Genomic DNA, 13,454 nt, shown 5'->3' on the forward strand with positions numbered 1-13,454 from the left:
AATTTAAGACTGAAGATAAACTTGGCGAAATCAAGTTTATCCTCAGTCTTTTTATTTTTAGGCGAAATAGATAAGCAAATAAATAAGCACAATGAGCGCCTACATTTTTCGTCACACCGGTACATACGCCGTCATATGATAGAGAACCGAAAGGGGGAATGAAGCTTGCAATTAGCTGAGCTATTAAAAGACTGGCCATGTAGCGTAACCGGAGGATCTATTCGCACAAATATTACAGGCGTTGAGGATTATGCTCAGGCAATAAAACCTGGGGATATTTTTATTGTACGTAAGGGTAAAAAAACATCGGGAAGTCGTTTTGTCAAAGAAGCATTAGCTCGGGGTGCAGCCGCTATAGTATCAGAGGAAAGTATTTCACTACCTATTACCGATCAAAATATTCCTTTTGTTTGGGTTCCGAATACATCCCTATTTTTATCGTATGCGAGTGCAAAGCTTTCAGCCTTTCCTGCAGAAGCATTAACCGTCATTGCGATTACAGGTACAAATGGTAAAACAACAGTGAGTCATTTTGTGAGCCAATTGCTAAGAGCGCTACATAAAAACGTTGCAGTTATTGGAACTGTAGGATTTTTCATCAATGAACAGAAACAACAAACAGTGTATGAGAAATTAACTACATTACAGGCAAAAGAGTTGCATCCGATTTTAAAGCAATGTGTACGAAATGGTGTTACACATGTTGTTTTAGAAGCTTCATCAATGGGATTACAGCAACATAGACTTGATCATTGTGATATCGATTGTGGCGTTTTTTTAAATTTATCGGAGGATCATTTAGAAGATCACGGAGGACTTGAGGCATATAAGCGTGCGAAAAAAAGGTTGGCAGATTTATCGAAAAAGCTAGTGCTAAACGGAGATGATAATTTTTGCCGTTCCGTTGGTATTTATGATAAGAAAAAATCCTGCTCATTTGGCTTTGATAATCATAATGATTTACATATCCAAATTGTCAGTGAATCAATTGGGAAAACGGTACTTTGTTTACAAACATCATCGAGTGAGCATATTGTAGAAATCCCTTTTATCGGTAAATATCATGTGCAAAATGCTGTAGCTGCCTTAATGACATTATGGCGTCTAGGTTTCTCAATTGAAGAGATAGCAGAGCATATGTGGTTGTTAAGGCTACCAGAAGGAAGACTTGAGAAAATAGACAATCCATTTGGGATTGATGTGTTCGTAGATTACGCACATACTGCAGAGGCATTACAGGCTGTTTTGCAAACTTTTGATCGCTCGAAAACCCTTTATCTTGTATTTAGCTGTGGGGGAAATCGAGATAAGGCGAAACGTTTTGCGATGGGAGCAGTCGCTAGTAAGTATGCGGATGTCATTTTTTTAACAACTGATAATCCACGTGATGAAGACCCTATTTTAATTAATGAAAGTATTGTAGCCGGTTTTACTGAGCAGCAATATTATGAAATCTATCTAGATCGAAAAGTTGCTATTCATCAAGCATTAGCAAAGGCAGAAAAAGGTGATATTGTACTTGTTGCCGGAAAAGGGCATGAACAGACCCAACAAATAAAAAATCAAAAATTCCCTTTTTCCGATCAACAATGTATTCGAGATTACTTTCTAAATCTTATGTCTGAGGACGGCGTTGAATGACAAAGAAAGAACCAGTCGCAATAGCAAGTTTTCGTCCAGTCTCATCCTCGATATCACATTCCATCACAAGTGTCTGACGCCCTTTATGTACGAAACGTCCACGAGCGATTAGTTCCTTGTTAGTCGTTGTAGCAATATAAGAGATATTCATATTTGTTGTGACAACATTGTAGCCTTCTGGTACGGAACGCGAAGCAAGTCCTCCCATTGCTGCATCTGCAATTGTTGCAATAATCCCACCGTGTGGTACCTTAATGGTATTATGGATTACGGGTGTAATGGGAATACGAACTTCACTAACTTCAGTCTCAAATTTACCAACCATGTGTAAGGCAGCATTAATATAACGTCGATGAATCCCTTCCTGTTTATCGCGAAGACCAGACAATAAATGTAGTAAAACTTCCTCATCTTCAGCTGTACTATGTTGTAAAATCTCTGCTAGTAATTGTTCTATTTGTCCTTTAGATGATGGTACCAATTAAAAAACTCCTTCATTAAAAATTATCAATAATGTAAAATTACCATAAAATCTGTTATGATGGGAAAGAGATTGGGGGAATTAAAAATGATGATGACCTCTGACTGGGCAATCATTTTGGATGAGGCCGATGCGCTTTGTGAGATGATTCTTTCCTCTGAGCCTGCGAAAATGCTGCAGCAAGCGTATGATGCTGTGTACAGTGATATCCAAATAGTTGAAGCTATTTACGCATTTAATCGCATGAAAGAGCAGTATAAAGATGTACAACGTTTCGGAAAATATCATCCGGACTATCATACAATTATGAAATCGATTCGTCAGCAAAAGCGCGCGCTCGATTTAAATGAAAAGGTTTCGGCTTTGAGAATTGCTGAGAATGATTTTCAAGATTTGCTTGATCAAATAAGCTTACTTATAGGGAAAACTGTTTCAGAAGCGGTAAAAGTTCCTGTAAGTAATCCGTTCTTTGCAGCAGGTTCTTCATGTGGTGGAGGATGTGGCTCAGGCGGTTCTTGCTCTTGCTCTGCATAAACAAGGTAATACTTTTTTAGACTGTATGCAAACTCGGTTGAGTTTCTATACAGTCTTTTTTATTACTATGCTATGTTGTAACGACAGCCATAAACATCAGGATGTAATTATTGTGGAAAAATTGTATAGTAATTGAATAGGCGATATATAAATTAAAGGAGGATTAACAGATGAAGACTTATCGAATTGCCGTTATACCAGGAGATGGGATTGGTAAAGAGGTTGTACCAGCGGCGATAGAAGTGCTGAATAAAGCCGCTCAATTAGATGGCAGCTTTCAATTTGAATGGACAACATTCCCATGGGGCTGTGATTATTATTTAGAGACAGGTAAAATGATGCCTGATAATGGTATTGAAATTTTAAAAGGTTACGATCAAATCTTTTTAGGTGCTGTAGGCATGCCGGATTTAGTACCAGATCACATTTCATTATGGGGGTTACTTATTAAAATCCGCCGCGAGATGAAGCAATCTATTAATGTGCGCCCAGCAAAGCTACTTCAAGGTTTGCCTTCCCCTTTACGTAACCCAAATGGCTTTGATTTTGTTGTTGTACGTGAAAACTCAGAGGGAGAGTATGCTGAGAGTGGTGGCAGAATACATAGTGGACAGGATGAGGTTGCTATCCAAAATGCTATTTTTACAAGGAAGGGAACAGAGCGTGCAATGCGATATGCATTTGAAATGGCGAAAACTCGACGCCAGCATGTTACAAGTGCCACAAAATCTAATGGAATTACATACAGTATGCCTTTTTGGGATGAAGTATTTTCAAAAGTAGGTAGAGATTACGAGAACATAGGACAAGTATCTAATCATATTGATGCGTTAGCTGCCTTTTTAGTGATGAAACCAGAAAACTTTGATGTAATTGTTGCATCAAATTTATTTGGGGATATTTTAACCGACTTAGGTGGTGCAATTATGGGAAGTATCGGAATTGCTCCAGCTGCAAATTTAAATATAGAGCGACAATATCCATCCATGTTTGAACCAGTCCATGGCTCTGCCCCTGACATTGCAGGACAAGGGATAGCAAATCCGTTTGGACAAATTTGGACAGGTAAAATGATGCTTGATTATTTAGGCTATCATGAGCTTGGTACAAAAGTGCTAAATGCGATGGAAGCAACATTAGCAGAAGGTATTAAAACAGGTGATTTGGGAGGAAAAGCGACATTACGCGATGTAACAGATGCGGTATTACGTCATTTACAATAAAGTGACATCTTAAACAGCGGGGTTTTCTTCAGCCCTACTGTTTATTGGTATTTACTAGAATAAAATCTGCTGAAAAAATGAAGAGGTGAAGGCCACATGATCAAATTTTTTTGAGTATAACTGGCAAGTAAGAGACGAAGGGTAAAAAATCTCTCAATTGAATTACGAGGAGAAATTATTGAATTTTTGAAGTATTACGAGAGTTTTAGCGATGCGATTGTAAAGGTCTCTTGGGATACAAATACTTATACAAAAAATGAAATTTTACACCATGTTATTGCACATGAAATTCATCATATTGGGCAGCTAACTGTGTGGGCAAGAGAATTAGATTTATCCCGGTACCTGCTAATTATATAGGTAGAGAAATTAATAAAAAGTAAGGGCTGTTAGAAGAAGCCCTCACCAATCAATGTGTTAACCATTATAAAATGGAGAGAAGGCTCCATTCCTATGTTCTTATTTTTGTAGTAATTCTACAGCGATATCAGGTCGATCTGTAATAATACCTTTTGCGCCGTTGTGAATTAATTTATTCATTGTTGTTACGTCATTGATAGTCCAATAATGAACAGGGATGTTTAAATTGTTTAAAAACTGGATAAACTTCGGAGATTCTAATGTAATGACTCCTGATTTAGGCGGTATTTGGAATACATCGACCTTTGGATGATATAAATGTCCGAACTGGCTCGAGAAAGAAGCGAATGCTTTACGAACATCTGATTCACCTGCACCGAGTGCTACTTGATTTTGCGCATATAAATTAAAACGATCTATCTGTTCACCATGAAAGCTTGTGACAACTACTCGATTCTCAGCACCAAGCTCTTCAATTAAACGCCATAGTTTAGAAGGCATTAAACTTCCTTCATACGTATCTGGTGCATCTTTAATATCAATATTTACCAACATGTTTGGGTAAGTTCCTAATAGTTCACGTAATGTTACAACATCTATTTTTTCATCTCGATAAGGAAATTCCCCATCCAAATCTTCAAATTGATAACCGTGGTTTAATGCATTTATTTCTGCTAAAGTCATATCTGCAACAAGTCCATAGCCATCTGTCGTACGATCAACAGTATCATCATGGAAAACGATAATTTCCTCATCTTTGGTTAAGCGAATATCTATTTCAAAACCGTCAACACCTAACTGTGCGGCTTTTTCAAAAGCAGGCATTGTATGCTCAGGTGCTAAATGAGCACCGCCACGATGTGCGAGAATAATTGGGTGATCAAATTGTAATGCCTGTTTACCTTCTCGTTGTTGAGGTTTGGAAATAGCTTTACTACCTGCCCAAGCAGCTGCACTTGCCGCTGCGATTGCAAGCGCAATCTTTGTTTTCTTACCCATATTCGTCCTCCTTAACAATTAAATTAATATAAATAGTACCAGCAATTTCACTTTTTAAATTTCAGCGAGCAAACAAAAAGTTCTAACTTTAACTAGTACTCTATAACTTGCATAAGTGAATGTAAAACTCTTAGTCAACGTTGTATGCTTTTCCATTATAACGGAAAATTGAGCGTTCTGTCAGCTAAACTCTGTTGCTATCATTTTCCGGTCTATGGTATTCTTTTATGTAAGAAATGAGGGGAATACTATATGAACGAACGACAAGGACTAATCGTTTACGTCCATCAATTAAAACATGCGAAGTCTCTTCGAAAATATGGTCATGTTCTTTATATTTCTCGGAGGCAAAAATATGTATTGCTTTATTGCGAGCGAGAGGAAATTGAATCAATGACAACAAAACTTCAACGCCTTCCATTCGTGAAAGACGTTGTAAAGTCTTATCGTCCATTTGTTAAAACAGAGTTTGAAAATGCTAAACCAGATAAAGCGAAAGAATATGACTATAAAGTAGGTCTATAATATTATGTTAATGCTGGAATGTAGTGATGAAGTCTCATTATTCCAATTAAGTATTGATAAAATAGTTTTGCTTCCGAAAATATAGAAGAGTGCTTTATTTCTACAACAACCGCTTTTCTATCTAGTCGTTTAATACTTTCTTCAAATATTTTTTGTCGCTGTGAAGGCTGCTCTTCATTATAAGGGATGCCTTCTCGACAAATATAAATCGGCATGAATTTACTTTCACCGACTGGTTTTAAAGCGACTGCTAAAGAGGCAACCTTTTTTTCTTCTTTAGTGGATGTTAGTATAAAGGCTTGGTGGAAGCGATCTTGATTGGTTCTCACTATTTCAAGTAGCTCATAAACATCACCATAGCCCTCACCTAATTCTATAAATTGTTGTGGCATAATAATTGCACATCCTTTCCAATACACATAGTATCATGCTGCGGGAGGTCAAGCACATGAAATTTACAATGAGTTTTTTTTCTATTCTAGCACTAATCATTACCGGAACGATATTTTTCCAGTACCATGCTTATTCTTCTGACTTAGAAACAGGCGATGGTGAATTCCATTATTCTCAAGAGATAGAAATTGTCTATCGAGAAAATAGCTTGGATATTCGTCAACATTTTAAAAATTTACCCAACCAAAAAGTGAAGATAAAGTGGCCAGAAAATGCGGTAAATCCAAGTTGCTTTATTGATAACGAAAAAAGCTGTGATCGCTTATCAAAAGAAGTCTCACATTTTAAAAAAGGAGAGACTAAATCACAATCTGTTTCATACATAATTCCAATTGAGGGTGGCTTAAAAGATAAAATGCTCATCCAAAATGTTTTCGCCACATTAACGAATGGTGAAGCATCTTATTCCGTTGTACATATTTCAACTGATAGTAAAGTTGTTGGTCAGTGGATAACGGGCTTGCCTTTAGTAGGTCAGCAAAAACTATCACTTGTTAACTATACAATGTTTAGTGGATATGGTACAGTTCGTGATATTTATTGGCAAACGGGTAATTTAAAAGTACAAGAGCAAACCCCTGTGTTATCTATTTATGCCCCGGGAGCTATTTCGAAGGATTTCTTGAAATCATTGGAAAATTTAAAGTTTTTGAATGATCAACACATTGCTATTATTCAAGAAAAGAATCCCGTGAAAGAACATGATGATCGACTTTTATTTTTGCCAGAGCTAACTGAACAAGCTATTGAACAAGAAGTTATACTATCACAAATAAAGTCCCAATATAAGTTTGAAGATTCACCAACATGGTTGTCGGAAGTTGTGGCATCCTATTTAGTGAAGGATACGATTGGTTCAGATAAAGCAAAAAAAATCGTGAAGACGTTAAAAGAATATATGACAGCTAATCAAGAGTCAGCATGGCTAGAAACTTTGAATAAACTTGGGGAAGAGACGATTTCCCCTGCATCAATGGACGATCTTTTATCTGGAGTGTTAGATGCTAAAACATCTTATTTTAAGTTGAATGCGGCTCAAGAAAATGGCACATATCCACTATTATTTGAGGATGATCGAAGTGTTTACGTTAATGACGTTTTAAGAGAAGATGTTCATGTACTTCTTTATGAAGGACAAGTATTATACACTGCTGATACATTGTTGCCTTATCTAGGCTATACTGCTGGTGAAGGTGAAAATGGATATTATATCAATGGTGATAATCGTACTTTCCGATTCCCGAAAGAACCAGGATTTTATGTATTTAATCAACGTAGATATTCTACTATTTCAGAACCGATTATTAAAATTGCCAATAATTATTATGTTGAAGAAGCTTGGCTACAACGATTATTTTTAGTAGAATTACAAAAAAGTGATGGTCGTATTAATATCAAGATGTTAACTCAAGAACAAGAACAAAAATAATTTTTTTGCAGCGAAGGTTCGTCTTTCGCTGCAAAAATGCTTTTATTTTCATTTAGCATGTTTTTTGTAGCGAGAGTGAAGCGACAGCAACAATGTTTTATCTGTGCGACAGCAACAACAATTACGCCAAGGCGAAATTGATATATGGAATAAGAAAGTACGGTGATTTGCCTATGAGAGTTGTAGCAGGAGAACGGAAAGGGATGCCATTAAAGGTGATTGCAGGGAATATAACGAGACCAACAACTGATAAAGTAAAGGAATCCATATTTAATATTATTGGTCCATTTTTTGAAAGCGGTATAGCGCTCGATTTATTTGCAGGGAGCGGTGGCTTAGGTATCGAATCTTTAAGTAGAGGGGCTGAGCACGCTATTTTTATCGAAAAGGATGCAAAGGCGTTCCAAGTGCTACAGGAAAACATAAAAAAATGTCGTTATGAGGATTGTTCTGAGCTATTTCGTATAGATGCGAAACGTGCTGTGAAAGCGTTATTAAAACGTGATATAACGTTTAAATTAGTATTTTTAGATCCACCATACCATCACAAAGAATATTATGACTTAGTGCAGATTCTTGTCGACAATGATAAAATTCAACATGATGGCGTTATTTTATGTGAGCATGCAAAAGAAGTAGAATTACCACAAAGATTTGGGGACTTTGTATTAAAAAGACAAGAAACATATGGTGGAACGATTATTTCAGTTTATTTGTGCGAAAGCGGAGTGTAAACGAAGCGACAGCTACAATTACGCCAAGGCGAAATTGATCGTTGCACAGAGGAAGAGGGAGAATAAGTTGTCAGAGAAGATTGCTGTAGTTCCTGGAAGTTTTGATCCGGTGACATTTGGTCACTTAGATATTATTAAACGGGCGGCAGATGTATTTGACACAGTTTATGTTGCTGTTTTAAATAATTCATCCAAGCACCCATTATTTTCAGTAGAAGAGCGCATGGCTTTAATGGCTGAAGTTACTAAAACATTGCCTAATGTACGTATTGAAAGTTCGTCTGGGCTATTAATAGACTATGCTAAGGAAAAAAAAGCAAAAGCGATTGTCCGTGGTTTACGTGCTGTTTCGGATTTTGAATACGAAATGCAAATTACTTCGATGAACCGTTTTCTTGATGAAACCATTGAAACGTTTTTCATCATGACAAAAAATCAATATTCATTCTTAAGCTCAAGCATTGTCAAAGAGGTTGCGAAATACGGTAGTGATGTCAGCGAGCTTGTTCCAGCTTGTGTTGTAGAAGCTTTGAAAGAAAAGTATGGTTTTAATAAATAAACCAAAAAAGAGGCTGGGACAAAAGTGTTTCAGCCAACAAAAATACCGAACTATTCAATGAAACGCTTATGAAGTGTTTCGGAATAGCTCGGTTTTTCTATTTATCGTGTTTTGTTAATTTAGAAATTATTCGACTTTTCGAAGGAACCATTTAGTTATGTCCCAGCCTCTTTCTTTGATAAAAAGATGGATTTAGGAATTGTCATACTGTTATTTACTGTTACAATTCATAAAATTTAGTATAGTAGAAAAATGATTGAATTCCTCTGTTGTGCTTGCTCTTAAGTCCAGTCTTTACTCCAATCTAAAAAAGCATCACCTCATCTTTACTCTAAAGATGAGGAGGTAGATGATTATTTATTTTAAGAAAAAAAGAGCATAAATAGTGGGTACAATGATTATGCTAAGTAGGCGGAATTTTATATATGGTCGAACGGAAAGTTTGGCTGATTTCGCAATAACAAAAATTTGTAAGTGAATGCTTATACTTTGCATGGTTAACAACATTACAACTAGTAATGGTAAATAGGAAAGATTCGGAAAAGCTGAGACAGTCATTTTAAGGCCATTTGTAACTTCAAGAATTGCAGCTATGGAAAGCTCAGCTGTATAGGGAAGTTTAGGTAGCAGTGAATCTAAGCCTTGCTGGACAATCGTTTGGATGGTAGTGAAAAAAATTATTGTAGTTCCAACTAATAGTATTGTCGGTGCTGTTTCTTTAATGCTTTCAGAAAATGGTGCTGTATGCAAAGGTGTATTGTGGATGGAGATGCTAGGAGGATCCGTTTTACGAAATAAGAAGTAACCAGTTATTAAACAACAAATATTAAAACTATGTAGTAAACATAAAAACATCCATCCGAACGTATTACTGTGTAATAAATCAAGGCTTACAAAGCCTAGCACGAAAAGAGGACTTGGTGCGTGACATACGGCTAATAAAAAATTTGCTTCTTTAGGATGTAGTTGCCCACTGTTTTTTAAATAAACAATGGTTGTTGCTCCAGATGGATATCCCCCGAGTGCGCTAATAATGTAGGCTTGTACGTATAAAGAAGCTCTTTTTGTTTTCGTTCGCATAGGAGCCGTTAAACGGAGAAGCCATTGCGTTAAAATAAGGTAAGGTAATAAGTACGGGAAAAGGGCCTCCATAAAAAGATTTAAACCTAAATCAGTACCGTTATGAGCAGTTTGTGGGAATAACAAGAGTAATAGAATAAGAACTATGCAAATCGCTATTTGAATTATCGCATACATGTTATCATCTCGTTTCAACTTTTTGTCATTCACATAGGCAAATGCTAAAATCAATATATGTAAAAAAGGCAAAAACATGAACGTATGGTTTTGTGAGCGTCCTAGGAGGTGTTTTTCTAATGAAGAAAAAAATTAGTATTTATGCAGTGTTATTAGTCGTGATTTGTTTTTTAATGTTATACCGACTAGACGCTTATATCATGAAGCCAGGAAGTGCTTATGATGTCAGTAAATTTGTTAACGTGGACAATAGCCACACTGAAGATGAAGGTTCCATGAGTTTAATGACAGTGGCTATGCAGCAAGCTACGCCTTTTTCATATCTGTGGGCGAAAACACAAAAATATCAAAAATTAATGGATATTTCCCAAGTTCGAAATCCATTAGAGGATGAAGAGGAATATAATGTTCGGCAGCTTAAATTAATGTCTGATTCTCAATTTAATGCAAAGTATGTAGCTTTTCAGAGAGCCGACATTCCAACAAAAATTCTTTTTAACGGTGTTTTTGTATTAAATGTCCTTGATGGCGGTGCTTCGGATAATTTATTAAAAGCTGGTGATGAAATTATTGAAGTTGACGGACAAAAAATTACAAACCAACAAATGCTTGTAGATCTTTTAAAGCCAAAGCAGCTTGGAGATAACGTGACAATTAAATTTATACGTAATAAAAAAGAACAGGAGGTAACAATTACATTAAAGGAAATCCCTGGATCAGAAGAGAAAAGGGCTGGTTTAGGTATTACTTATACTGAAAGTAAATCTATTGAAACAAATCCAAATGTATCTATGAAAACCGAGGATATTGGAGGTCCGTCTGCTGGACTAATGTTTACTTTAGAAATTTTGGATCAACTTCTCGATGAAGATTTAACGAAAGGCTATGCTATTGCGGGGACAGGGGAAATGCTGGTTGATGGCTCTGTTGGAAGAATCGGTGGAATAGACTATAAAGTCATTGCTGCTGATCGTGATGGTATGGAAATCTTTTTTGCACCAGATGATGAAATTTCTCCAGAAATGAAAGCTAAATATCCTGAACTGGAATCTAATTATGCTACAGCAGTAAAGACTGCTAAAGATATTGGAACAAAAATGAAAATAGTTCCGGTTAAAACGGTTGATGATGCAATCGAATATTTAAAACAGTTACAGCCGAAATAAGAAAATAAAAAAGATGAGTTCCGACTGGGCGCTTTGTTGCTGACGCTTCGCTTTCGCACTGAGCAAAGCTTCCTGGGGGCGTCCGATGAGCCACTTCGCTTCGCTGCAGGGTCTCGGGCCAACAGATGTTTTTTGCGCGAAAGCGAAGCGACAGCAGCACCGATGTTGGTCACGAAGGCGTTATCACAGGACGTGATGTTCTTAGCCTTCGTTCCTCTATCGCTGATCCCCGAGGAGTCGCCCAGCCTCCACTCCAATCAACCACTTTACTCAGCATGTATCTTCTGGTCACTATAATTGTGATAAAAAGAAACTTCGGCAACAGGGTTTTATCTGTGTGAAAGCGTAGTTCTAACGTAGTAGCAGCAACAAGGTGTTTCTATGCGAAAGTGCAACGATGGCAACAAATGTTTATACATATGGCAGTAATAGCAGATGTACAATTGCGTCACTGTAATAAGTCGAATTTGTTTGATTATGATGAGTAGTCATAGTGTTTACTTTTGAAATGCACAAAATTTATATAAGTTCTACACTATTGTTGATTGGAATGGAAGGCTACTCGACTCCCGTGGGAAAGCGAGACAGGTGAGACCCTGCACGGAGCGTAAGCGGAGGAAGCGGCTCAACGCTCGCCCACAGGAAAGCGAGTAGCCTGGAATGTAAATCACCCTCATTTAAAGCGCCACGACATTCCTTGACCATTTTTTTCAACGACATAAAAGGATGCTAGAAGAATTTCTGGCATCCTTTTATTGTGGTCTTCTATTGCTTAAAACCGAATCGGTGGTGTTTGATAATCTTTAGGAAGACTTTGCTCTTTTGTTCCGTGTTCTATACTTAAATTGTATACTTCTGCTGCATGAATATCTACAGCGAGCATAGCGTCATCCATAGCTGCAACACGACTGATTAAAGGTAAAGGTATGTCTTTTTTATGCATCCCTAAGTAGGCTTGTCCCTTCTTACTCATACCAAGTAAGCGTATACTGGATGGGGCTTCAAAGCTTTGCAACTGTTCCTTTGTAAACCCGGTATAAATGTGTGTGAGCATACGTTGAAGTCTTGTCCAAGTATAGCGCTTGGATTTAATTTTCTCCATAAAACTACTGAATGAATGACTTGTTTTCGCCGCTTTAATAAGAGCGTTCTCAATGCCTTCTGTTACTTCAGCATAGCGCGTAAGTTCATTAGGTGTGTGACGAATAAGTGTAAACTGTAAAAATGGCCAAAAAGTTTCCCAATTTGCAAATTTACCATATTTTTCGTGCCAATCAGCTAAATAATCAAACGATGCTTTAGGGAGAAAATCTTGCACACTTTGTAGAGCGTTGGTTGTTGCTAGAGCCTTGCGTATTCCTGTGGCACTAGCAATTGATGCACCTTCTTGTAAAGCGTCATGGTAACCTGCAACAATGCGAGGGATCGTTAAAGGCTTAATGTTACTACCTAGCGCCTTGGCAGCCTCAATATAATGAAAACCAAGTATATTGTTTGGCTGTCCCAAATCAATGTATGTAGCAGGGAACTTTTGAGAAAGCTGTTTATAGGCGTAATGTAGACTTTTAGGATAGCTTGCACCGGTTTTAAGGCTTTCTTTAATAAGAACGTTATATTCAGTGCGATGACTATTAATGAGCTGAAACGTATTCATAAAGGGTTGAATGGAACCATCTTCGCTTCCAAAGGCAAAAGAATCGCAACCAATTGCAGATAGTAAGGAAATTGCTCCTTTCGCGAAATCAGTTGCAGGTGCGGTACTATAAACGTAGGGTAGCTCAATGACCATATCAACACCACCTGCTAGAGCCATTTTTGTGCGTGTCCATTTATCGACCATGGCTGGTTCACCACGCTGCAAAAAATCCCCACTCATGATAGCGATGACAATATCCGCTTGTGCTACTTTTTTTGCCTGTTGTAAATGATAGGCATGTCCGTTGTGAAAAGGATTGTATTCAACAACTATTCCGACTGCTTGCAAATTTAAGCCCCCTTTAATCAATTTTATTTGCTTCTCGTTCTTGTGAATTTGGAGCCTTTTGCTTATTATAGAACGATTTGGAGCAAATTCACTTATTATAATATATAAT

14 protein-coding genes are annotated in these 13,454 nt (G+C 37.2%); 9 read left to right on the forward strand and 5 right to left on the reverse strand.

Annotated elements, in window-relative coordinates; genetic code table 11:
* Nucleotides 1–165 precede the first annotated feature (165 nt).
* A complete protein-coding gene (locus ACQKOF_RS00400; RefSeq protein WP_427552590.1) occupies nt 166–1,641 on the forward strand; it encodes a UDP-N-acetylmuramoyl-L-alanyl-D-glutamate--2,6-diaminopimelate ligase in 1,476 nt (491 codons plus the stop codon).
* Here ACQKOF_RS00400 and ACQKOF_RS00405 read toward each other — a convergent pair.
* On the reverse strand, nt 1,616–2,122 hold the full coding sequence (locus ACQKOF_RS00405; RefSeq protein ID WP_370045555.1) for a PaaI family thioesterase: 507 nt from the start codon (nt 2,120–2,122) through the stop codon (nt 1,616–1,618). The two genes, ACQKOF_RS00400 and ACQKOF_RS00405, sit on opposite strands and share 26 nt — an antisense overlap.
* Before the next feature lie 87 nt (nt 2,123–2,209).
* Between ACQKOF_RS00405 and ACQKOF_RS00410 the strand changes: the two genes are divergently transcribed.
* From ACQKOF_RS00410 to ACQKOF_RS00420, 3 genes are all read left to right on the forward strand, one after another.
* The gene (locus ACQKOF_RS00410) at nt 2,210–2,656 is read left to right on the forward strand and encodes a YlbF family regulator (protein WP_427552593.1); all 447 of its coding nucleotides are present in this window, start codon (nt 2,210–2,212) and stop codon (nt 2,654–2,656) included.
* 170 nt (nt 2,657–2,826) lie between these two features.
* Nucleotides 2,827–3,879 (forward strand): tartrate dehydrogenase, encoded by a 1,053-nt coding sequence (locus tag ACQKOF_RS00415; RefSeq protein ID WP_427552595.1) that lies wholly within the window; start codon nt 2,827–2,829, stop codon nt 3,877–3,879.
* A gap of 186 nt (nt 3,880–4,065) precedes the next feature.
* Entirely contained in the window at nt 4,066–4,239 is a 174-nt protein-coding gene (locus tag ACQKOF_RS00420; protein WP_427552598.1) for a DinB family protein, read from the forward strand.
* 99 nt (nt 4,240–4,338) lie between these two features.
* Here the strand turns inward: ACQKOF_RS00420 and ACQKOF_RS00425 are convergent, their stop codons facing one another.
* Nucleotides 4,339–5,238 carry a glycerophosphodiester phosphodiesterase gene (locus ACQKOF_RS00425; protein ID WP_427552601.1) on the reverse strand — a complete coding sequence of 300 codons (900 nt, stop codon included), beginning with the start codon at nt 5,236–5,238 and terminating at the stop codon, nt 4,339–4,341.
* A 252-nt stretch (nt 5,239–5,490) separates the two neighbouring features.
* On the opposite strand from ACQKOF_RS00425, the gene ACQKOF_RS00430 reads away from it, so the two are divergent.
* Entirely contained in the window at nt 5,491–5,763 is a 273-nt protein-coding gene (locus ACQKOF_RS00430; RefSeq protein WP_370045562.1) for a YlbG family protein, read from the forward strand.
* 2 nt (nt 5,764–5,765) lie between these two features.
* Here the strand turns inward: ACQKOF_RS00430 and ACQKOF_RS00435 are convergent, their stop codons facing one another.
* Nucleotides 5,766–6,155 (reverse strand): DUF7147 family protein, encoded by a 390-nt coding sequence (locus tag ACQKOF_RS00435; RefSeq protein WP_427552604.1) that lies wholly within the window; start codon nt 6,153–6,155, stop codon nt 5,766–5,768.
* Nucleotides 6,156–6,211: 56 nt separating this feature from the next.
* On the opposite strand from ACQKOF_RS00435, the gene ACQKOF_RS00440 reads away from it, so the two are divergent.
* The 3 genes from ACQKOF_RS00440 to coaD all read left to right on the forward strand — a co-directional run bounded on the left by ACQKOF_RS00440 (nt 6,212) and on the right by coaD (nt 8,938).
* Nucleotides 6,212–7,645, forward strand: a complete 1,434-nt coding sequence (locus ACQKOF_RS00440; protein WP_427552607.1) for an RNA polymerase II — start codon at nt 6,212–6,214, stop codon at nt 7,643–7,645.
* Between the two features lie 173 nt (nt 7,646–7,818).
* The gene (rsmD, locus tag ACQKOF_RS00445; protein ID WP_427552610.1) at nt 7,819–8,379 is read left to right on the forward strand and encodes a 16S rRNA (guanine(966)-N(2))-methyltransferase RsmD; all 561 of its coding nucleotides are present in this window, start codon (nt 7,819–7,821) and stop codon (nt 8,377–8,379) included.
* A 67-nt stretch (nt 8,380–8,446) separates the two neighbouring features.
* Nucleotides 8,447–8,938 (forward strand): pantetheine-phosphate adenylyltransferase, encoded by a 492-nt coding sequence (gene coaD, locus ACQKOF_RS00450; protein WP_427552613.1) that lies wholly within the window; start codon nt 8,447–8,449, stop codon nt 8,936–8,938.
* 357 nt (nt 8,939–9,295) lie between these two features.
* Here coaD and ACQKOF_RS00455 read toward each other — a convergent pair whose 3' ends face one another.
* Nucleotides 9,296–10,195, reverse strand: a complete 900-nt coding sequence (locus ACQKOF_RS00455; protein WP_387079799.1) for a hypothetical protein — start codon at nt 10,193–10,195, stop codon at nt 9,296–9,298.
* A 119-nt stretch (nt 10,196–10,314) separates the two neighbouring features.
* Between ACQKOF_RS00455 and ACQKOF_RS00460 the strand changes: the two genes are divergently transcribed.
* The gene (locus tag ACQKOF_RS00460; protein WP_427552617.1) at nt 10,315–11,361 is read left to right on the forward strand and encodes a SepM family pheromone-processing serine protease; all 1,047 of its coding nucleotides are present in this window, start codon (nt 10,315–10,317) and stop codon (nt 11,359–11,361) included.
* A 772-nt stretch (nt 11,362–12,133) separates the two neighbouring features.
* Here ACQKOF_RS00460 and ACQKOF_RS00465 read toward each other — a convergent pair.
* On the reverse strand, nt 12,134–13,345 hold the full coding sequence (locus ACQKOF_RS00465; RefSeq protein WP_427552619.1) for a nucleotidyltransferase: 1,212 nt from the start codon (nt 13,343–13,345) through the stop codon (nt 12,134–12,136).
* Nucleotides 13,346–13,454 lie beyond the last annotated feature (109 nt).

Origin of the sequence: Lysinibacillus sp. NPDC093190, assembly GCF_050280425.1 — a bacterium.
Lineage (GTDB): Bacteria > Bacillota > Bacilli > Bacillales_A > Planococcaceae > Lysinibacillus.